This window comes from Streptomyces sp. NPDC048257 (assembly GCF_043201855.1).
Classification (GTDB): domain Bacteria; phylum Actinomycetota; class Actinomycetes; order Streptomycetales; family Streptomycetaceae; genus Streptomyces.
This window is the reverse complement of record NZ_JBICZI010000034.1, coordinates 50,010-70,421: the sequence shown is the minus strand read 5'-3', so window position 1 is coordinate 70,421 and position 20,412 is coordinate 50,010. Positions and strand designations below refer to the sequence as shown.

The 20,412-nt window shown below is 72.4% G+C and carries 15 protein-coding genes; 9 read left to right on the top strand and 6 right to left on the bottom strand.

What is annotated here, in order from left to right; all coding sequences use genetic code 11:
* Positions 1 to 105: 105 nt before the first annotated feature.
* Entirely contained in the window at positions 106 to 750 is a 645-nt protein-coding gene (locus ACGFZK_RS35335; RefSeq protein WP_393852921.1) for a TetR family transcriptional regulator, read from the bottom strand.
* Positions 751 to 967: 217 nt separating this feature from the next.
* On the opposite strand from ACGFZK_RS35335, the gene ACGFZK_RS35330 reads away from it, so the two are divergent.
* Positions 968 to 2,197, top strand: a complete 1,230-nt coding sequence (locus tag ACGFZK_RS35330) for an acyl-CoA dehydrogenase family protein (RefSeq protein ID WP_393852920.1) — start codon at positions 968 to 970, stop codon at positions 2,195 to 2,197.
* A 48-nt stretch (positions 2,198 to 2,245) separates the two neighbouring features.
* On the opposite strand, the gene ACGFZK_RS35325 is transcribed toward ACGFZK_RS35330, so the two are convergent.
* Both ACGFZK_RS35325 and ACGFZK_RS35320 read right to left on the bottom strand, forming a co-directional pair.
* Positions 2,246 to 3,013 carry a hypothetical protein gene (locus ACGFZK_RS35325; RefSeq protein ID WP_393852919.1) on the bottom strand — a complete coding sequence of 256 codons (768 nt, stop codon included), beginning with the start codon at positions 3,011 to 3,013 and terminating at the stop codon, positions 2,246 to 2,248.
* Positions 3,014 to 3,088: 75 nt separating this feature from the next.
* Complete coding sequence (locus ACGFZK_RS35320) at positions 3,089 to 3,526, bottom strand: SRPBCC family protein (protein ID WP_393852918.1); 438 nt, start codon at positions 3,524 to 3,526, stop codon at positions 3,089 to 3,091.
* Between the two features lie 155 nt (positions 3,527 to 3,681).
* Between ACGFZK_RS35320 and ACGFZK_RS35315 the strand changes: the two genes are divergently transcribed.
* Entirely contained in the window at positions 3,682 to 3,867 is a 186-nt protein-coding gene (locus ACGFZK_RS35315) for a DUF5999 family protein (RefSeq protein ID WP_393852917.1), read from the top strand.
* 152 nt (positions 3,868 to 4,019) lie between these two features.
* Here ACGFZK_RS35315 and ACGFZK_RS35310 read toward each other — a convergent pair whose 3' ends face one another.
* Positions 4,020 to 6,116 carry an ATP-binding protein gene (locus ACGFZK_RS35310; protein WP_393852916.1) on the bottom strand — a complete coding sequence of 699 codons (2,097 nt, stop codon included), beginning with the start codon at positions 6,114 to 6,116 and terminating at the stop codon, positions 4,020 to 4,022.
* Positions 6,117 to 6,178: 62 nt separating this feature from the next.
* Positions 6,179 to 7,135, bottom strand: coding sequence for a fibronectin type III domain-containing protein (locus ACGFZK_RS35305; RefSeq protein ID WP_393852915.1), 957 nt, complete (start codon positions 7,133 to 7,135; stop codon positions 6,179 to 6,181).
* Positions 7,136 to 7,605: 470 nt separating this feature from the next.
* On the opposite strand from ACGFZK_RS35305, the gene ACGFZK_RS35300 reads away from it, so the two are divergent.
* From ACGFZK_RS35300 to ACGFZK_RS35270, 7 genes are all read left to right on the top strand, one after another.
* A complete protein-coding gene (locus ACGFZK_RS35300) occupies positions 7,606 to 7,800 on the top strand; it encodes a hypothetical protein (RefSeq protein WP_393852914.1) in 195 nt (64 codons plus the stop codon).
* A 126-nt stretch (positions 7,801 to 7,926) separates the two neighbouring features.
* Complete coding sequence (locus tag ACGFZK_RS35295) at positions 7,927 to 9,492, top strand: hypothetical protein (protein ID WP_393852913.1); 1,566 nt, start codon at positions 7,927 to 7,929, stop codon at positions 9,490 to 9,492.
* Between the two features lie 200 nt (positions 9,493 to 9,692).
* On the top strand, positions 9,693 to 10,280 hold the full coding sequence (locus tag ACGFZK_RS35290; protein WP_393852912.1) for a streptavidin: 588 nt from the start codon (positions 9,693 to 9,695) through the stop codon (positions 10,278 to 10,280).
* 224 nt (positions 10,281 to 10,504) lie between these two features.
* On the top strand, positions 10,505 to 11,656 hold the full coding sequence (locus ACGFZK_RS35285; RefSeq protein WP_393852911.1) for an MFS transporter: 1,152 nt from the start codon (positions 10,505 to 10,507) through the stop codon (positions 11,654 to 11,656).
* A 30-nt stretch (positions 11,657 to 11,686) separates the two neighbouring features.
* Positions 11,687 to 12,511 (top strand): SDR family NAD(P)-dependent oxidoreductase, encoded by an 825-nt coding sequence (locus ACGFZK_RS35280; RefSeq protein WP_393852910.1) that lies wholly within the window; start codon positions 11,687 to 11,689, stop codon positions 12,509 to 12,511.
* A gap of 43 nt (positions 12,512 to 12,554) precedes the next feature.
* Entirely contained in the window at positions 12,555 to 17,282 is a 4,728-nt protein-coding gene (locus tag ACGFZK_RS35275; protein ID WP_393852909.1) for an amino acid adenylation domain-containing protein, read from the top strand.
* A 17-nt stretch (positions 17,283 to 17,299) separates the two neighbouring features.
* Entirely contained in the window at positions 17,300 to 18,988 is a 1,689-nt protein-coding gene (locus tag ACGFZK_RS35270; protein WP_393852908.1) for an AMP-binding protein, read from the top strand.
* A gap of 20 nt (positions 18,989 to 19,008) precedes the next feature.
* Here ACGFZK_RS35270 and ACGFZK_RS35265 read toward each other — a convergent pair whose 3' ends face one another.
* The gene (locus ACGFZK_RS35265) at positions 19,009 to 20,364 is read right to left on the bottom strand and encodes a cytochrome P450 (protein WP_393852907.1); all 1,356 of its coding nucleotides are present in this window, start codon (positions 20,362 to 20,364) and stop codon (positions 19,009 to 19,011) included.
* Between the last annotated feature and the right edge of the window lie 48 nt (positions 20,365 to 20,412).

Below are 20,412 nucleotides of genomic sequence, written 5' to 3'. Positions count from 1 at the left end.
CGTTTGAGGCGCGGGGTCCGGGGCGGCGCCCCGGGAAACCCGGCTCCGCCGGGCACCGGGCTCTGCCCGGACCCGCGCCTCAAACGCCGGCGAGGCCGGGTTTGCCTAGAAGCCCGGGCCGTCCAGGCGGTTGCCGGCGGTGGCCAGGCGGCCCCAGAGGAGGTCGGTGAGGCCGGTCACCAACTCCGCGCGTTCGCAGGGGCGTTCGCCGAGCCACCAGTCACCGGCCGCGTGCATCATCCCGACGATGCCATGGCCCCAGATACGGGCGAGCCGTTCGCCGCCCGGGCCCAGGTCCACCCGCTCGCCGATCACCTGGGCCAGTTCCTCGCCGAGCCTGCGCAGCAGGGGCGCCGAGTGCAGGCCGACGTCGAAGCCGCGTTCGGCGCTGTGGGAGTCCTCGGCCGGGTGCATGAGGAAGCGGTAGACCTGCGGGCGGGCCTCGATGGCGGCGAGGTAGGTGTCCAGGGTCGCCTCCACCCGGCGGCGCCGCTCGGCGGGGGCGTCGAGCGCCGCCCGCAGCGAGTCCAGCAGGGCGTCGGTGTGCCGGACGGCGAGGGCCTGGTAGAGGCCCGCCTTGTCCCCGAAGTGCCGGTAGAGGATGGGCTTGGTGATGCCGGCCTCGGCCGCGATCGCGTTCATGGAGGCCTTGGGGCCGTCCCTGAGCACGACCCGGTCGGCGGCTTCGAGCAGCTCCCGCCGGCGGCGTTCGGCCGCTCCCGGTTCGCCGGCCTGCTGAGTGGTCTCCATGACGTGTTTCTCTCCCCGCCCTTGCGATGTGCGTGACGCCCACGCAACGTAACACCCGGCGCACCCCGTCGATCGACTCGGCGGCCCGCCCCGTCGGGCGTCGTGGCCGGTGTCCACGGTGCTTGACAGTACTTACTCGCCGGTAACAGACTGTGGTCTTCGCGTAGGTTACCGCTAGTAACCTCCGCAGGGACGAGTACAGAACAGTGGAGGGGACATGGCGGAGTTCACCATGGAGCTGAACGACGACCAGAAGCAGGTACGGGACTGGATCCACGGCTTCGCCGCCGATGTGATGCGACCCGCCGCCGCGGAATGGGACGAGCGCGAAGAGACTCCCTGGCCCGTCATCCAGGAGGCCGCCAAGGTCGGCATCTACTCGCTGGACTTCTACGCCCAGCAGTTCTTCGACCCGACGGGCCTCGGCATCCCGATGGCGATGGAAGAGCTCTTCTGGGGCGACGCGGGGATCGCGCTGTCCATCGTCGGCACCGGCCTCGCGGCCATCGGCGTCGTCGCCAACGGCACCGAGGAGCAGATCGGCACCTGGATCCCGCAGATGTACGGGGACCAGAACGACGTGAAGGTCGCCGCCTTCTGCTCCTCCGAGCCGGACGCCGGCTCCGACGTCGGCTCGATGCGCACCCGCGCGGTCTACGACCAGGCCAAGGACGAGTGGGTCCTCAACGGCACCAAGACCTGGGCGACCAACGGCGGCATCGCCAACGTCCACATCGTCGTCGCGGTCGTCGATCCCGAGCTGGGGACCAAGGGACACGCCTCCTTCATCGTCCCGCCCCACACCCCCGGCCTGTCCCAGGGCCAGAAGTTCAAGAAGCACGGCATCCGCGCCTCGCACACCGCCGAGGTGGTGCTGGAGGACGTACGGATCCCCGGCTCCTGCCTGCTCGGCGGCAAGGAGAAGCTGGACGAGCGCCTCGCGCGGGCCCACGAGCGCGCCCGCAACGGCGGCGGCGAGCGCGTGAAGAACGCGGCCATGGCCACCTTCGAGGCCTCCCGGCCCGCGGTCGGCGCGATGGCGGTGGGCACGGCGCGCGCGGCGTACGAGGTCGCCCTCGACTACGCGAAGACCCGCACCCAGTTCGGCCGTCCGATCATCGACAACCAGGGCGTGGCCTTCCAGCTCGCCGACATGCGGACGCAGATCGACGCGGCCCGGCTGCTCGTGTGGCGGGCGTCCTGGATGGCGGTCGCGGGCAGGCCGTTCGAGTCGGCCGAGGGCTCGATGTCGAAGCTCTTCGCGAGCGAGGTCGCCAAGAAGGTGACCGCGCAGGCGGTCCAGATCCTCGGCGGCAACGGCTTCACCCGCGAATACCCGGTGGAGCGCATGCACCGGGACAGCGCCATCTACACGATCTTCGAGGGCACCAGCGAGATCCAGCGCCTGGTGATCGCGCGCACGATCTCCGGCATGCCGATCCGCTAGCGCACTCGGTGAGGGGCCCGGACCCGTGCGGGGGCCGGGCCCCTTCGCTCAGTGCAGGGGCGTCAGGCAGTTGAGGGTGCCGTCGGGGCTGTACGCGGGGAGGGCGAGGAAGTCGCCGGGGGCGCAGGGGCCACCCGTGGCGGCCGACGGCCGGCGCACCTTGTATTCGGCGGACGCGGAGCCGCAGTCCGTGACGACGAGCTTCTGGTTGCTCCAGTCGCCCTTGTTGCGCACGCACTGCCCGGAGGTCAGCGGCTGCGGGGTGTCGTCCCCGACCGCTGCGCCGATCAGGACCAGGACCGGGATCGCGAGGACGAACAGCAGCAGGGGGACGAGGAAGAGCAGGACCGGTGCCCGGCGCCACATCGCCTTGCCCGGGTCGAGCGCGGGCCGGTAGCCGCCCGCCGGGGGAGCGAGCTTGCGGAAGGCCGACCGCGGGCCGAGGTTCATCAGCAGGGTGACGGGCGTGATGAACAGGGACAGGGGCCCCCACCAGCCCTGCCACAGGGTGTCCGACGACATGCGGCGGTAGGTGGCGAGCCCGCAGTCGCGGCAGAACGGTCCCCGCAGGCTCAGGGACCGCATCAGCACGATCATGCCCTGGTGCCCGCGTACGGTGGCGGGCGTGGCGGGCCAGGCCCCGCACAGCCGGCAGCCGTACCGGCCGGGCTCCGGGTGCGTGCCGTACGCGCCGTACGGCTGCGGTCCCGCGTATCCGGGACCGGGCGGGCCGCTCTGCTGCGGGACGTGCGGGACGGGTGCCGTGTAGGGGTTGTACGGGCCGGCGCCCTGCTGCGGCTGTGGCGGAGTGGCCACGGGGATCTCCTCGGTCGCGTCGTGATCACCGGCGGGGTGATCACGGCACCCTACCTGTCGCCCCGGCCCGCGGCCTCAGGGGCGCAGCAGCCGGCGCAGGGCCCGCCCGAAGAGGAGCCGGCCCGCCGCCGCGACCAGGGGGTCGAGGGCGCGGGGGAGGCCCCGCAGCCGCAGTTCCTCGCGCCAATGGATCTCCGCGCCGCCCGCGGCGAGGGGGACGACCTCGATCTCTGCCCAGCCCGTCACCGGCCGGCCGCGCTTCTCCAGCCGAACCAATCCCGACAAACCCTCCTCGGGAGGTCGCCAGACGACGACTTCCATGCGGTCGTCGAACGTGATCCTGCTCACTCCGGTGCGCGCCGTGAAGATCGTTCCGACGTGCGTCGGGGGCGCCGTTTCGATCACCGTCCGGGTGAGGGGGACCTGGGCGCCGTGCCGCTCCCAGTCCGTGAGCTTCGACCACGCCTCGACCGGCGGTGAAGACGTGCGGTGAATGATCCGGATAGCGGGCATGAGCGCATCGTAATCGGGCATACACACCCTGAACTGGACGGCGGATATGGGTTCCGTCCGGGGGCGGCGATCAGTAATACTCACCGCCACCGTGGATCGCGGATTCGACCGGGTGACCACCGGCGCTCCCGCCCCACTTTGCGAGGAGGTGCGCCATGTGCTCCCACCAGCCACCCTGCCCTACCGCCGACAGCGCCGATCACGACGCCGCCCGCATCGTGGCCTCCCACCCGGAACAGGGCTGGAGCCTGCTGTGCAACGGAGTCGTGCTGTTCGACGACACCGGTGAACTGCTCCCCGACAGCCGCACGGTGGAACCACGCCGCCCGGCCCTGGTCTGAGCGAGGAGGCAGCATGCGCCAGCAGCTGATCCGTAAGCCCGTCCCGAAGCCCGCCCCCCGAGACCTGGATCTGCGCACCCCGTCGGGCAGACCCCTCCCGTACTGACGGGAGCCCAGGATTTAGGCCTTTCTTCAGGCCCACCGGCCGTGAATCAGCCGGTGGGCGCCGCCGCGCCGCCCAGGAACGCCGTCTCGTAGGCGGCGTCCCCGATCGCCGCGCGGGCCTGCCGCTCGCCCTGGTCCCGCAGGGCCGTCAGCGAGGGCGAGCCCATCTGCGGCCGGCCCACCGTGCGCCACCAGGCGTGCGCGGTGCCGAGCAGCCGCGCCGCCAGTTCCCCGTCGCCCAGTCCGGCCACCGCCGCGGCCAGCAGGTCCAGGCCCAGTGCGATGCCGAAGCGGTCGCCGAGCAGCCGTTTCCCGGAGAGCATGGCCCGTACGTGCCGGGCGGCCTCCCCGTGGTCCCCCAGACCCAGCGCGGCCACTGCCAGGACGTAGTCCGCGTACGCCCGCAGCCAGCGCTCGCCCAGCTCCGCGCAGGCCTCCCGCAGGGCCCGCGCCTCGTCCGTGGCCTCCTCGAAGCGCCGCAGGTCGCACAGGGAGTAGCTGTTCGCCAGCCGGCACATGAGCCAGCCCGTACCGCTCGTCCGTCCGCCGTGGCCCGCCCGGGCCCGTGGACCGGCCAGCCGCAGGGCCCGTACCGGGTCGCCGGGCATGAGCACCGAGGACGCCGTCAGATAGGCCGCGCGCAGCTCCCGCTCCGGGTCCGCGAGCCGGGCCGCGTCCCGCGTGCACTCGTCCCCGAGCTGCCGGGCCGCGTCCATGTCGCCCTGGAGCAGCGCGGTGAGCCCCAGGGCCCACAGGGCCTGGTTGTATGCGCCGCCCGTGCGCGGTGCGGCCGAGAGGGCCCGTTCCAGGAAGCCGCGGCCCTCGTGCACGTGCCCGCACGCGAACCAGTAGAACCACAGGGCCCCGGCCATCTCCAGCGCCGCCGTCGGGTCGGCGGCCAGCAGGTGCTCCAGGGCGGTACGCAACTGCGCGTGTTCGGCGGTGATCCTGCGGTACCAGTCCACCTGCCCCGGGCCCATCCAGCCCCGGTCGGCGGCCTGGCAGAGCGCCGCGTACCAGTGGGCGTGCCGGTCGGTGACGATGCCCACCTCGCCGAGCTCGCCCAGCCAGTCCTGCCCGTACTCGCGGATCGTGTCCAGCATCCGGTAGCGGGCCCCGGCCCCGCGTTCCTCGGTGCGCAGGACCACGGACTTGGCGGACAGGCCCGCCAGCACCCGCTCCACCCGGGCGGCGGGGAGCGGGCCGCCCGAGCACACGGCGCGCGCCGCGGCGATGTCGAAGTCACCGGTGAAGACGGAGAGCCGGGCCCACAGCAACCGCTCCAGCGGCTCGCACAGTTCGTGGCTCCAGCCGATCGTGGTGCGCATGGTCTGGTGCCGGCGCGGCAGTGCGGCCCTGGCGTCCGAGAGCACCTCGAGACGTTCGCCGATCCGCTCGGCCATGTGCTCCAGCGTCCACAACCGCATGCGAGCACATGCGAGTTCCAGGGCGAGCGGGATGCCGTCCAGGCGCCGGCACACCTCGGCGGCCACCTGGGTCCGGGCGGGGTCGGTGAAGACGGCCGCCGCCTGCGGGGTCGCGGCCAGGGCGCGGGCCCGGAAGAGGGCGAGGGCGTCGCTGTCGGGCCCCTCGCACGGCAGTGGCCGGACCTCGACGACCTCCTCGGTCGGCATGCCGAGCGGTTCGCGTGAGGTGATCAGGATCGTCAACCCGGGCGCCGACTGCAGGAGTTCACCGACCAGATGGCGGCAATCGGCCACCAGGTGCTCGCAGGTGTCCAGCACCAGGAGGAGCTCCTTGTCGGCCATCCACGCGCACAGCTCCTCGTCGGGTGGCCGGGGGGAGTGGTCGGCGAGGCCGACCGTGTGGGCGACGGTGGCGGTGAGCAGGCTCGGATCGCGCAGGGGCGACAGTTCCACCCACCAGACGCCGTCGGGCCGCGCCTGGCGGGCGGCGGCGACGGCCCGCAGGGCGAGGCGTGACTTGCCGACGCCCCCCACTCCGGTGAGGGTGATCAGTCTCCGCTCGCGCAACAGGCCGTCAAGTAACAGGAGTTCGCGTTCCCGTCCGACGAAGCTCGCAGGCTCCGGCGGCAGGTTGCCGGAAGCCGGGCAGGGACCCGGACCGGGATCGCCGTCCGCGGAACCTGCCTGATTGTCATTGAACGAGTACTCACCGAACACGGATGTATTGTGCGCGATCACCCTGGGCGGCCGCGCCGTTCGGGCCGGATCGGTGGCTTCTTTCACCCGACGAGTGTGATCCGCCGCTCCGCGGAGAAGGATCCCCAGTTGCCGTCGGGCAGCCTGGCCCGCAGTTTCAGGGTCCACACCGTGCCGGCCGGCTCGGTCACGGTGAGCCGGTGTTCCGCCCGCCCGGTGGGCACCGCGCCCGCTCCGAACTGGATGACGGTCGTGGGCAGTCCGTTGACGTACAGCTCGTACTCGGTGGTCTCGCGGCCGGTGACCGGGGCGGTCCAGGTCAGGCTGACCGTGCCGGGGGAGGCGGTCGCGGCGAACTCGGAGGGGGCCGTACCCGGGCCGTCGCCGGAGGCGGGCGGGGTCGTCACGTCCACCGCCGGGCCGTCGGGGGAGGAATGGTCCGCCCCGTCCCGGGCCCGGACGGTGAGGGTGTAGACGGTGTCCGGCTGAAGGCCGGTGAGTGCGGTGCCGCTCTCGCCGGGGCCGGCGGTGTGGATGCGGACGCCGCCCTGGTAGACGTCGTAGGCCGTCACGCCCGTGTCGTCGGTGGCGGGTGTCCAGGACACCTGGGCGGAGCGGGGTCCGCTCGCCCGGGCGGTGGTGGTGGCCGGGGCGGTGGGGGGCGTGCGGTCCTCGGCCTTGGCCACCGGGGTGGTCACGCGGACGGCGGGTCCCGGGCCGGAGAGGTTCCCGGAGGCGTCCTCGGCCCGGACCGTGAAGGCGTAACCGGTCTGCGGGGTGAGACCGGTGATGTCCACCATGGTCTTCTCGGCCGGGAGTTCGCGGACGAGATGGTCGCCTTCGAAGACCTGGTAGCCGGTCACCCCGTCTTTCCCGGCCGCCGCGTCCCACATGACGTGGACGCTGGTGGCGCTGCCGGCCTGGGCGGTCAGCCCGGCGGGGGCGGGCGGGGGCTCGGTGTCGGGCGCGGTGCAGGCCGTGAGGGCGGTGAGGCTCAGGGCGGCCAGGCGGAGGGAGAGCGTGGGGGCGCTGCGTCGCACGGGGTGGGTGCCTTCCTCGGCTTCCTGGACTTCCTTAAAGGTCTAGACATATATGGCACGAGGGGCGGGAGCACGACAAGACCCGTGCGGCCGATGACCCGCGGGGGTGCCGGGTTCGTGTTCTTCTGCCCCCGTCCGGCCTTGCTGCCAGGTCTTTGCAGCAGCCGATGCCGAACCGCAGGGTGCGGCGGGCCGACGCGGCGAAGTGGATCCGGGGCCCGCGGAGTTCGCGCCGAAGGCCGGCCTCGGCACCGATCGGCCCGCCCGCCGCCCCACGAGGCCGGCGACGGACCGCCGCAACCTGTCTGCCCGGCCCGGCCCTTGGCGCTGCGTCCGCCCTGGCCGGCCTGCGACGAGATCGTCAAGGACCGACCGGCCGTCACGGACGGTCAACACCCGTACGGCGGACACGCCTTTCGCCCGAAGGCACCCCCTCCTGCGCCACCATGGCGGCGAGTAAGGAGGTTTCGATGGTGATTTCCCTCTCGGTGGTCGTCCTGCTCATCGTGCTGGCCTGGATCTTCCTGCGCAGCGGCGGGCTCAAGTTCTCGCACGCCGTCGTCTGTGTGCTGCTCGGCTTCTACCTCGCGAGCAGCAGCATGGCCACGACCATCCACAACGGCCTGACCGCCACCGCGCACGTGGTCTCCAGCCTCGATCCTTGATCGACTGTTGCGCCTTCGTGAATCATCCGGCTCGTCCATGGACTCCTCGGGCACTGCGATCTAGCGTCTGGCGGCGGCGCGACATCAGACGCAATGTCAACAACGCTGAGAGATGGAGGAGTCCGGATGTTCCGAAGATCGCTGAACTGCGCCGTGCTGCCCGTCGTCGCCGCACTCACGGTGATGTACGGCGGCTCGCCGGCCCAGGCGGAGGAGATACCCAAGGCCCCCGGTCACCGTCTCGTCACCCACTACGAAGGCAGCCCCGCGGCCGCCGCCCCGCTGCCCGGCGAGGCGCCGCCGCAGCACCCCTTCCTCGCGCCCAACGGCCGCAGCGGCATGCACTCCGACGCGGCGGGCAGCGCCACCTCCCCCTGGTCCGGACCGCTCGGCAGGAACCCGAAGGTGACCAGCGAGAGGATCGCCGCCCTCGGCGGCGAGTGCGCGACCGCCACCTTCGACTCGGCCGGCTGGCTCGTCACGGTGTGCGGCACCTTCTCCGGCTTCAAGGTCAAGCTCCTGGAGCCCCGTACGCTCGCCACGCTCGCGGAGTACCCGCTCCCGCAGCGCTCCTCGACGGTCGAGGCGATCACCTCGCTCGACTTCGCGAAGATCTTCAAGGACACCTCGGGCGGCGCCTACTTCTACCTGGACAACCAGGACCGGGCGGTGCTGGCCGACTCCCGGCAGCACATCCTGCGGCTCGCCCACTCCCAGAACCCCGACGGAAGCTGGAAGTTCACCGTCGACAACGACTGGGACCTCACCGGGCACGTCCCGCACGACTGCGTCACCTGGACCAACCTGTGGCCGAGCGGAACCTGTGACCCCGTCACCTCCGTGATGCCCGACTGGAACGGCCGGATCTGGTGGGTCACCCGCCAGGGCAGGGTCGGCACGGTGGATCCCGCGACCTCGCGGATCCGCTCGGTCCACCTGCGCGGCGAGGAGATCCAGAACTCCTTCTCGGTCGCCGAGGACGGTGTCTCCATCGTCACCGACCATGCGCTCTACAGCTTCCACGCGGCCGCCGAGGGCACCCCCGAGGTGCGGTGGCGCCAGACGTACGACCGGGGGACCGCCGCCAAGCCCGGCTCCGTCAACCAGGGTTCGGGCACCACCCCGGACCTTTTCGGCCAGGGCTACGTCGCCATCACCGACAACGCAGACGACCGGATGAACGTCCTGGTCTACCGGCGCGGCGTGGACGTCCCCGCCGACCGGCGGCTGGTCTGCAAGGTGCCGGTGTTCGGCTCCGGTGCCTCGACCACCGACAACTCCCTCATCACCTGGGGCAACAGCATCGTCGTCGAGAACAACTACGGCTACGAGAACCCCACCACCCTGCTGCTGGGCAAGTCCGTCGTGGGCGGAGTGACCCGTATCGACGTCCGCGCCGACGGCAGCGGCTGCGACACGGTCTGGCAGAGCGAGATCCGCGCTCCCTCCGTGGTCCCGAAGCTCTCCACGGCGAACGGGCTGCTCTACTTCTACGAGAAGGAGCCGAACTTCTGGGGCATCGACGCCTGGTACCTCACGGCCGTGGACTTCCGTACCGGTGAGCGCCGCTGGCGGCAGCTGACCGGCACCGGACCGCTCTACGACAACAACTGGGCCCCGATCACCCTCGGCCCCGACGGCACCGCGTACGTCGGTGTCTTCAACGGCATCGTCGCGGTCCGCGACAACTGACGCACCGCCTGCCTCCGGAATTCCCCGGGGGCAGGCGGGCGAACGAATTGCGCCGACTCCCGAACGAACTCCGACATTCGCGGCGGGAGCCCCGTCCGAGGGACGAAACCGACCCTAGGCTTTCCCCCGAAAGCGCCATTGACTTCCACCATCACCGGTACGCCGACCGGGCCTTCGGCCCGTACAGGGGGAAAGACCTCATGACGCGTGTACGTCATGTCCTCATCGCGCTCAGCGCAACGCTCCTGACCTTCGCCACCGTCTCCGCGAGCGCCTCCGCGGACACCCCGGTGACCGCCTCCGCAGGGGCCGCCGACGTCGCGGGCGGCGAGGACGGGGCGAGCGGCCGCCCGTCCGTCCTCGGCACCTGGTACAACCAGCTCGGCTCCACCATGGTCGTGACCAAGGCGGCGAACGGCGGGTTCGCCGGCACCTACGAATCGGCGGTCGGCAACGCCGAGAAGCGCTACGTCATGACCGGCCGCTACGACAGCGCGCCCGCCACCGACGGCAGCGGGACCGCCATCGGCTGGACGGTCGCCTACCGCAACGCCTACCGCAACGCGCACTCCGTGGCCACCTGGAGCGGCCAGTACATCGGGGGCGGCCAGGAACGGATCGTGACCCAGTGGCTGCTGAGCTACGGGACCACCGCCGCCGACCAGTGGAAGTCCACGGTGGTCGGGCACGACGAGTTCAGCCGGGTCAAACCCTCCGCCGCCGACATCGAGAAAGCCCGGCGGTCGGGCGTAGCCTCTGCGAATCCGTCGGCTTCCGGCCAGGAATGATCCGACCGCAGGACCGCACACGTGACCCGCTCCTCGCAAGGCGCCCCTTGCGGCGGGCGGCTCTCACGGCTTCGGGCGCAGGCCGGTAGATCTTGGCGCGAATCCCCCGTTGGCCTGCAACTTCTGTTGTGGGAGTGTGGTGTCGACTCCGGTTCGCGTGGTCTTCACGGCCCGTGCCACGATCACTTTCGGCACCGACCGGCCGGAGGCAGGGGGTTCGTTTCGTGTTGGGCAAGGTCTTTACGCTCGCGCTCGGGGCGTTCGCAGTGGGGACGAGCGGCTATGTCGTCACCGGCGTACTGCCGCAGCTGAGCGGGGAACTGTCGGTGTCCCTCTCCACGGCGGGGCTGCTGACCACCTCCTTCGCCGTGGCGTACGCGATCGGCTCCCCGCTGCTGGCCGTCGCCCTGGGCGGACGGCGCCGGCGACCGCTGATCGTCGCCGCCCTGCTGGTGGCCGCGGCCGGCAACGCGCTCGCCGCCCTCGCGCCGGACTTCGGCGCCCTGATGGCCGCCCGGATCGTCACGGCCGTGGGCGCAGCGGTCTTCACCCCGGCGGCCACGGCGGTCGCCGCCGAACTGAGCGGACCGGAGCGCCGGGCACGCGCCGCGGCCTGGGTGTTCGGCGGCCTGGTGACCGCCACCATCGTGGGAGTCCCCGCCGGAACGCTGCTGGTCGGCCCGCTCGGCTACCGGGGCGTCTTCTGGCTGGTCGCCGGGTTCTGCGCGCTCTCGGCGGCAGCCGTGGCGGTGGCCGTGCCCGAGGTCGCGGCGCCCGCGCGGGTGACACTGCGCCGCCGCGTCGAGGTCGCCTCGGACGTACGCGTCGTCACGGTCCTCGGGATCACCCTGGCGGCCAGCCTCGGGGTGTTCACCGTGTACACGTACGCGGCCCCGGTGCTGGCCGACACCGTCGGCGCGCACGGCACCGGGCTGAGCCTGCTGCTGTTCGGGTACGGCATCGGCGGCGCGGTCGGCAACGTCATCGGCGGTGTCGCGGCCGACCGGTACGGCTACCGGATGCCGCTGCTGGTGGCCGTGTCCGGCAGCGTGATCGCGCTCTCGGCGCTGTCCGTGGTGCACAGCACCGCGATCGCGGCCGTGCTGCTGTTCGTGTGGGGCGTATCGAGCTGGGCGTTCAATCCGCCGGTCCAGCGCCGGCTGCTCGAGCTCTCGCCGGGCGCCGGCAGCCTGCTGCTCGCGCTCAACGCCTCGGCCCTGTACCTGGGCATCGGACTGTCCGGCGTCATCGGCGGTGCGGTGCTCGATCACGTCGGCATCGGCGCGGTGGCACTGACCGGGGCACTGCTGTGCTGTGTCGCGGTCGTGGTCCAGCTGTCGTCCGGTGGGCGCGGCGCTCCACAGCCGTCCCCCTGACCCTCTCCCTCCCGGCAAAGGACGATGTTCATGCGCGAGTTGAACGATGTGGTGGGAATCGTCACGGGGGCCTCGCGCGGGGTCGGCCCGCACATCGCCGGGCATTTGGCGAGGGCCGGTGTCCACGTGGTCCTCGTCGCCCGGTCGGAGGAGGGCCTGCGGGCCACCGCCGAAAGGATCGGACGCTTCGGGCCCGAGCCGCTCGTGGTGCCCGGCGACGTTTCCGACGAGGCGGCGCAGCGCCGGATCGTCGAAACGGTCAGGCGTGAACTGGGGCCGCCCGGAATCCTGGTCAACAATGCCGGGATCGAATGCGTCACCCGGTTCCAGGACGCCTCGATCGAGACCATCAGGAAGGTCCTGCTGGTGAATCTCTTCGGGGCCGAGGCGATGACCAGACTGGTGCTGCCGCACATGCTCGAGGCGGGACGCGGCCACGTGGTCAACATCGGTTCCGTGGGCGGGCGTACGGCCTATCCCTACGCCACGATCAACTCCTCGGCCAAGCACGGTCTCGTCGGCTTCACCTGGTCCCTGCGCGAGGAGCTGCGGGGGACCGGTGTGGGGGTGTCGGCGGTGTATCCCACGCTGATCGCCGATGTCGGGATCTCCGCGGGCTGGCAGGCGGGCCGGCGCCCGCCGATGCTCGGCCGGGTCGGGCCCGACGAAGTCGCGCGCGCGGTGCTGAAGTGCATCCGGGAGAACAGGGTGGAGATCACCGTGGCTCCCGTCCTGGAGAAGGTCGCGGACGTGGTCAGCGCCCTCTCTCCCCGGCTCACCGCCTGGATCGCCCGAAACGGTGGCATCTATTCGTACCTGCGCAAGGTTGCCGATGCGCAGGCCACATCGCAATAACACGCTGAAACCAGCATGACCGGCTGGTTGATACGGGGGACCGATGTCCGAGATATCCGCTGCGCCCATTCCCGACCGGGACCAGGGCCTGAACCAGATCCGAGACCTGCTCGCCGCGGTCGACAGCGACTACGACCGCTGGATCGACCCACAGGAACCGCTCGTCCTCGACTCGCTGGACGCCGTCCGGCTGAAGTCCGCCATCGACACCGCGTGCACCGCCGACCTCCCGCTGGAGGTGTTCTTCGGCCACTGCACCCTCGAAACGCTCACCGAGGCGCTGCTCAACCACGGTACGGACCGCGGTTCGCTCCCACAGCTGGTTCCGGCGCCCGAGCACGACCACGAGCCCTTCGGCCTCACCGACGTCCAGCAGGCGTACTGGCTGGGCAGCCGGGGCTTCGACCTCGGCGGCCGCTCCGCCCACTTCTACGGGGAGGTGGACCTGTTCGCCGCGGACCGCGATCGCGTCGAGGAGGCGTTCAACACCCTCATCGGCCGCCACGGCATGCTGCGGGCGGCCCTGCTCCCCGACGGCCGCCAGCAGGTCGCGCGGGAGGTCCCGTACTACCGCTTGCGCCACGGCGACCTGAGCGGGGTCCCGGAAGCCGACGGCCGATGTCGCCTCCAGGAGACCCGGGAGGAGATGGCCGGCCAGGTCTTCGACCCGCACACCTGGCCGCTGTTCGACATCCGCACCCACCGGCTGGACACGGGCCGGCTCCGCCTCCACATCAGCATCGACCTGCTGCTCGTCGACGCCGGCAGCATCCAGGTGCTGCTGGCCGAGTGGATCCGGCTGGTCCTCGACCCCGACTCGCTCGGGCCGGCGCCCGGACCGAGCTTCCGCGACTACCTCGAAGGCGTCGCCGCACACCGTGCGCAGCCCGGCCACGAGCGGGCCCGCACGTACTGGCGGGGACGCCTCGACACGCTGCCGCCCGCTCCCGAACTGCCCGTACGCACCCTCGCCGATGCCGTGGCGCCCGCCTTCGTACGCCGCGAGCGCCGGCTGACCGGCCGGGTGTGGCGGCAGCTGAGGGACCGGGCGAACGCCCTGGGCGTCACCCCCTCCGTGCTGCTGTGCGCCGCGTACGCGCAGGTCCTGCGCACCTGGAGCCGTACCTCCCGGTTCACCCTCAACCTGACGCTCGCCGACCGGCCGCGCTGGCACGCCGACATCGACCGGCTGGTCGGCGACTTCACCGGCACGATCCTGCTGGAGTGCGATCTCGGGGGCGCGCCGGACCTCGCGAGCGTCGCGAATCGGCTCCAGGCACAGCTGCGGCAGGACCTGGCGCACGCCCGGTTCAGCGGGGTCGAGGTGCAGCGCGAGCTGGGCCGCCGCCGCGGCGACGCCACGCAGGCGCGGATGCCCGTCGTGTTCACCAGCCTGCTGCGTGAGCAGGACAGCCTCGGATCCCTCGAAGGCGTGGTCTTCGAGACCGCGTACGCCGTCTCCCAGACCCCGCAGGTCTACCTCGACAACCAGGTCGTGGCCCGCGGCAGCGATCTGCTGATCAGCTGGGACGCGGTGGAGGAGATGTTCCCCGAGGGCGTGCTCGACGACATGTTCGCGGCCTACCTCGACCTGGTGGAGGCGATCGCCGAGCGCGAGGAGCCGCCCCCGGTCACCCCGCCGGCGAAGCAGCTCGCCGTACGCGGGGCCGTGAACGACACCGCGGGGCCGCTGCCGGACGAGCTGCTGCACGCGGCCGTGGGCCGGTGGGCCGCCGCCCACCCCGAGGCACCGGCCGTGATCACGGCCGACTCCACGCTCACCTACGGAGAACTCGACCGCATCGCCGACCGGATCGCCCACCGGCTGCGGGCGCTCGGCGCGGAGCCGAACACGCTGGTCGCCGTCCTCATGCACAAGGGCTGGCAGCAGATCCCCGCCGTCCTGGGCGTGCTCCGCTCCGGCGCGGCCTACCTGCCGGTGGACGCGGGCCTGCCGCAGGAGCGGATCGACCAGCTGATCGCGGCGGGCGGAGCGGGGGTGGCCCTCGTCCAGCCCGGCGGCCACGTCCCGGCGGGCGTCACCGCCCTGGTGGTGGACCGGCAGCCGGGGGAGGGCGAGCCGGACGTGCCGGACGGGCCGGTGGAGGCGGCGGCCACCGGCCCCGGAGACCTCGCGTACGTCATCTTCACCTCGGGATCGACCGGCCGCCCCAAGGGCGTGATGATCAGCCACCGCTCGGCCGTCAACACGGTCGACGACATCGGCACCCGCTGCGCCGTCGGCCCGCAGGACCGCGTCCTCGGCCTGTCCTCGCTGAGCTTCGACCTCTCCGTGTACGACGTCTTCGGCGTGCTCGGAGCGGGCGGCGCGCTGGTGCTGCCCGCGCCCGGCGAGGACCGCGACCCCGGCCGCTGGGCCGCCCTGGCGGACGAGCACCGGGTGACGCTGTGGAACACCGTCCCGCTGCTGCTCGAGTTACTGGTGGAGCACTGCGAGCAGCAGGGCGCCGGCTTCCCGCGATCGCTGCGGACGGCACTGCTCAGCGGCGACTGGATCCCGCTGAGCCTGCCCGGCCGGGTCCGGGCCGTCGCCGCCGGAGCGCCCGAGCTGATCAGCCTCGGCGGTGCGACCGAGGCCGCGATCTGGTCCATCTGGCACCCGATCGAGAGGATCGATCCCGAGTGGCGCAGCATTCCGTACGGCACGCCGCTACGGAATCAGACCTTCCATGTCCTGGACGCCGATCTCACCGACAAGCCGGACCATGTCACCGGTGACCTCTACATCGGCGGCGTGGGAGTGGCCCAGGGCTACTGGGGGGACCCGGAGCGCACCGCGGCGCAGTTCACCGCCCACCCGGTCACCGGCGAGCGCCTGTACCGCACGGGCGACCTCGGCCGCTACCGGCCGGACGGCACCCTCGAACTCCTCGGCCGGGACGACTTCCAGGTCAAGATCGGCGGCCACCGGATCGAACTCGGCGAGATCGAGGCCGTGCTCGGCGCTCACCCCGGCGTGCGGACCGCGGTCGTCGTGGCCCAGGACGCCCGGCGGCTGATCGGCTACGCCGTACCGGAGAGCGGGGCCGACCTCGCGGACCAGGAGCTGCGCACCCACCTCGCCGCCAAACTCCCCTCGTACATGGTTCCTGCGGTCGTCGTGACCCTGGACCGGCTGCCGACGGGCGCCAACGGAAAGCTCGACCGGCGTGCGCTGCCGGCGCCGCCGTCCACCGCACCGGCCGACGAGCCGCCGGCCACCCCGGCCGAGGAGACCCTGGCCCGCGCCTGGGCCTCCGTACTCCCGGTGGAACGGATCGGGCGCCACGACGACTTCAACGCGCTCGGCGGGGACTCGCTCCTCGGGGTGCGCGCCGTGGCCAGGGCCGCCGAACAGGGTCTCCACCTCACCCTCGCGGACTTCTTCGCCCACCCAACCATCGCCGGACAGGCCGCCCTCGCGACGGACCGCCCCACGGCCGCGGCGGACCAGCGGGAGATCACCGGCCGCGCCGGTCTGTCGCCCAGTCAGCTCTGGTTCTTCGAGCAGGACTTCATTGACGCCGGTCACTGGAACGGCATGTGGCCCGTCTTCGAGCTGGACCGGCGGCTGGACCCAGGACCGCTGCGCGAGGCCCTCGCCACCGTGCTCGCCCACCACGACGGGCTGCGCGCCGTGTTCCGCACGCAGGCGCAGGGCGGGCCCCACGCGGAACTGCCCGCGGCGCGTCCCCTGGAGGCGTCCAGGGTCACCGAGGTCGACCTCGGTGACGTCGCCGACGCCGACATCGAGGCGGAGATCGCCCGGCACGCCGCCCTCCGCAACAGCGGGCTCGACCTGGCCACCGGCGAGACCGTCCGGCTCACCCAGTTCGGCCTCGGTCCGCGGCGCCGTCCCAGGCTCCTGGTCAGCGCGCACTGGCTGGTCATGGACTACTACTCCTCCCGGGTGTTCTACGAGGACCTGCGCACGGCCTACTTCGCCCTCGAGCGGGGCGACACACCGGTGCTGCCGCCCAAGACGGCCTCCCTGCCGCGTGCCGCGGAGCAGCTCCACGCCCACGCGACGAGCGAGGAGGTCACGGCCGAACTCCCGTACTGGAGCGGGCTCGCCGAGCTCACGCCCGCACCCCTGCCCGTGGACCACCGGCTGGGCCCCAACGCACAGGCCTCCGCCGTCCGCCACTTCACCGAGGTGACCGGGGCGACCGCGGACGCCGTGCTGACCGGGATCCCGCGCCGGGACGGGACCGAGGTCCGCGAGGTGCTGCTGACCGCCCTGGCCCGGGCCGTGACCGACTGGACCGGGCAGCCGGAACTGGTCGTCGAGGTCGAGGGGCACGGACGCCGGCGGGCCTTCGACGGGCTGGACGTCTCCCGTACGGTCGCCCGGTTCTCCACACTGTCGCCGCTGGTCCTGCGCCCGGGCGAGCTCGCCTCGGTGCGCGCGCAGATCCGCGAGACGCCCCACCAGGGCGTCGGATACGGCCTGTTGCGGTACCTGCACCCCGACCCCGCGGTCCGGGCGCGCATGGCCGGGGTCCCCGTGCCCGAGATCGGCTTCAACTACTGGGGCGACGTCAGCGAGTACTTCACCGGCGACGCCCGCCCGGTGGCCGCCTCCTTCGGTCACCACCGCAGCGACCGGGGCCACCGGACCCGGACGCTCGACCTGATGGCGATGGCCGCCGACGGCACCCTGCGGCTGGTGTGGACCTACAGCGCCGATCTCCACACCGCAGCGACGGTCCGGGCGCTGGCCGACCGCTTCACCGGCGCACTGCACACGCTGGCGCGGAGCGCCGGATGAACGGGGAGGAGAGGACCGTGGACCACCCGCGTCCCGAGGACGTGTTCGGCGCGGTGACCGTGCCCGAGGTGCTGGAACTCGCCGCCACCACACCACGCGGGATCACCGTCGTGAACCGGCGGCTCGACCGGACCCCGCTGCCCTACGCGCTGCTCGCCGCCGGAGCACGGCGGGTGGCCGGCGGGCTGGCCGGGGCGGGCGTGGTCAAGGGGGACCGCGTCGCCATCGTCTCCTCCACCTCGCCCGGCTTCCTGCTCAGTCTCTTCGGCGCCTGGCGGGCGGGCGCCGTCCCCGTCGTCCTGCCCCTGCCGCACCGGCTGTCGGACCTGCCGGAGTTCGTCGCCGAGATCGACCGCCGGCTCGACCACGTGGACGCGCGCTGCGTGGTGGTCGCCGATGCCTTCGGTGACTTCGTCACCGGCCGGATCACCGGCGACCGTCCCGTGCTGACCTGCGGTGAACTGGCCGCGGAGCGGGAGGAGATCAGCGGTCCGGTCCCGGTCGCACCCGAGGACCTCGCGTACCTGCAGTTCACCTCGGGCACCACCGGTCTGCCCCGCGCGGTCGCGCTCACCCACCGGCAGATGCTCACCAACGCCGCGGTCTGCTGCGAGCGGTTCGCACTGGAGCGGGACCGTAGCGTGCACGTCAGCTGGCTGCCGCTCTACCACGACATGGGCCTGATCTCCGTGCTCTCCGCGATGGCCTACCGGATCAAGCTGGTGCTCCAGCCGCCGGAGGACTTCCTGGCCAGGCCGGACTCCTGGGTGGACGCCCTGTCCCTGTTCCGGGCCACCAGCACGGTCGCCCCGAACTTCGCCTACGGGCTCGCCGCCCAGGGCATGCGGCTGCGTCCGAGGGAGCTCGACCTGTCCGCCCTGGAGGTGTGCGGGGACGGCGCGGAGCCGATCCGGGCCGCCACCCTCGACGAGTTCGTCCGGGCCGGCGCCGCGTACGGGCTCCGGCCCCAGGTGATGACCCCGATGTACGGGCTGGCCGAGGCCACCCTCGCCGTGGCCATGGGCGAGGCCGGTCGGCCGCTGGTCTGGGACCACGTGTCGCGGGACGGCCTCCAGGCGGGCGCGGTGGCCCGTCCGGTGCCCGCCGGCGCCCCCGGCGCCCGCGCGCTGGCGGTCTGCGGACCCCCGGTGCCGGGAGTGCGCATCGAGATCAGGGACGCGGACGGCAAGCCGCTCGGGGAGCGGCAGGTCGGCGAGGTCTGTGTGCACGGCCCCTCGCTGATGCAGGGCTACTGGCAGGACCCGGAGGCGACCGCGGCCGTCCTGCGCGACGGCTGGCTGCACACCGGCGACCTGGGCTACCGCACCGAGGACGGCGGGGTGGTGATCTGCGGCCGGGCCAAGGACATGATCATCGTATCGGGCCGCAACCTGTACCCGGAGGACTACGAGCACGTCGCCGCCAAGGTGGCGGGCGTACGGCCGGCGTGCGCCGCCTTCGCGGTGCCGGACACCGAGCGGATGATCGTGGTCTTCGAGTCCGCGAAGGGCTTCGAGCGGCACGAGGAGATCGCGGCGCAGGTGATGAGGAGCCTGCGCGAGCACCTCGGCCACGCCCCCGACAAGGTCGTGGCCCTGGGCAAGGGCGCGATCCCGCGCACCTCCTCCGGCAAGGTGCAGCGGGGGCTGTGCCGGGAGCGCTACCTGACGGGCCGCCTGGAGGTCCTGGCGGAAGTAGCCCGCTGACCCGGACCGGACCGGCCGGATCAGCGGCGACGGCTCACCACGAGACGCGCACCCCGCGCGGGGATCAGCGTCACGTGGTGGGCCTTCTGCTCCTCCGGGGCGGGCCGGTCCGGCCGGATGTCGTACCGCTGGAGCACCTCGCGCAACGCCACCGTCGCCTCCAGCAGCGCGAAACCGGCGCCGATGCAGCGCCGGGCGCCACCGCCGAACGGTATCCAGGTGTGGGCCGGCGGCTGGCCGTCGAGGAAGCGCTCGGGACGGAACTCGTCGGGCTGGTGGTGGTAGGCCGGGTCCGACTGCACCATGCCGATGGCGGGCATCACGGTGGCACCGGCGGGCAGCCGGTACCCGCCGACCGTAAGCGGCTTCGTCAGCTGCCTGGCCACCTCGTACACCACGGGCTTGAGCCGCAGCGCCTCCTTGGCGACGGCCGTGAGATAGGCGTCGTCACCCTCGTCCGCGGCGCGCTGTGCCCGCCGCAGCTGTTCCGGCTCACGGACCAGTTCGTGCAGCGCCCACGCCAGACCCGTGGCCGTGGTCTCGTGCCCGGCGAGGAGCAACGTGATCAGCTGGTCGCGCAGCTCCGGGTCGGTGAACCCGCCGCCCTCCTCGTTCTCCGCGGCCTGGAGCAGGCGGGACAGCACGTCGGTCCGGCTGTGCAGGTCGGCGGCGCGGCGCCGGCCGGTGATCTCCGCGTACAGCAGCTCGTCGAGACCCCGCTGGAGGGCGATGTGGCGGCGCCACGGCCCGAAGCGCTGCAGGAGGGGGTAGGGGAGGCCGAGCAGGGTGACCGGGCCGATGTCCGCGATGCCGCGCACGAGCGGGCGCATGCGCCTCAGCCTCGCCTCTTCGGTCACCCCGAACACGACCTGGAGGATCACCTCCAGGGTCAGGGCCTGCATCCGCCGGTGGGAGCTGAAGACGGTCTCCTCCGGCCAGCCGTCCACCTCCGCCTTGGTCAGTTCGCCGACCATCTGCCGGTAGCCCGCCAGCGCCGCCCCGGTGAAGGCGGGCATCAGGAGCCGACGGGCCCTGCGGTGCTCGTCCTCGTCGGTGAGGAGCACCGAGTGGTCGCCGAGGGCCGGTCCCATGATCGCGTTGCCCTCGCCCGCGTGCAGGACGTCCACCGGACCGCCGAAGACGGTCCTGATGTCCTCCTGCCTGGTGAGGATCACCAGATGGCGGGTGGGAGTGGTGAGCCGGAGCGTGAAGACGTCCCCGTGCCTGCGGCGCAGCACGGGGAACAGCTTGTGCCGGTACTGGGCGAACAACAGGGTCTGGACCACCGCGGGCAGGCGCAGGCCGGGCGGCCGCTTCGTCGAACCGCCTCCGGCCGCGGTCACGGCGGCCGGCACGTCATCGCTACCGCTGGTCATGGTCGAAATCCCCCTCGGTGGACGAACAACTTCGCTTGTTTTTGCGGT

Excerpts from the sequence above, each read along its gene's own strand:
- ACGFZK_RS35335 (WP_393852921.1), bottom strand. The coding sequence starts at position 750 with ATGGAGACCACTCAGCAGGCCGGCGAACCGGGAGCGGCCGAACGCCGC.
- ACGFZK_RS35330 (WP_393852920.1), top strand. The coding sequence starts at position 968 with ATGGCGGAGTTCACCATGGAGCTGAACGACGACCAGAAGCAGGTACGG.
- ACGFZK_RS35320 (WP_393852918.1), bottom strand. The coding sequence starts at position 3,526 with ATGCCCGCTATCCGGATCATTCACCGCACGTCTTCACCGCCGGTCGAG.
- ACGFZK_RS35315 (WP_393852917.1), top strand. The coding sequence starts at position 3,682 with ATGTGCTCCCACCAGCCACCCTGCCCTACCGCCGACAGCGCCGATCAC.
- ACGFZK_RS35300 (WP_393852914.1), top strand. The coding sequence starts at position 7,606 with ATGGTGATTTCCCTCTCGGTGGTCGTCCTGCTCATCGTGCTGGCCTGG.
- ACGFZK_RS35295 (WP_393852913.1), top strand. The coding sequence starts at position 7,927 with ATGTTCCGAAGATCGCTGAACTGCGCCGTGCTGCCCGTCGTCGCCGCA.
- ACGFZK_RS35290 (WP_393852912.1), top strand. The coding sequence starts at position 9,693 with ATGACGCGTGTACGTCATGTCCTCATCGCGCTCAGCGCAACGCTCCTG.
- ACGFZK_RS35280 (WP_393852910.1), top strand. The coding sequence starts at position 11,687 with ATGCGCGAGTTGAACGATGTGGTGGGAATCGTCACGGGGGCCTCGCGC.
- ACGFZK_RS35275 (WP_393852909.1), top strand. The coding sequence starts at position 12,555 with ATGTCCGAGATATCCGCTGCGCCCATTCCCGACCGGGACCAGGGCCTG.
- ACGFZK_RS35265 (WP_393852907.1), bottom strand. The coding sequence starts at position 20,364 with ATGACCAGCGGTAGCGATGACGTGCCGGCCGCCGTGACCGCGGCCGGA.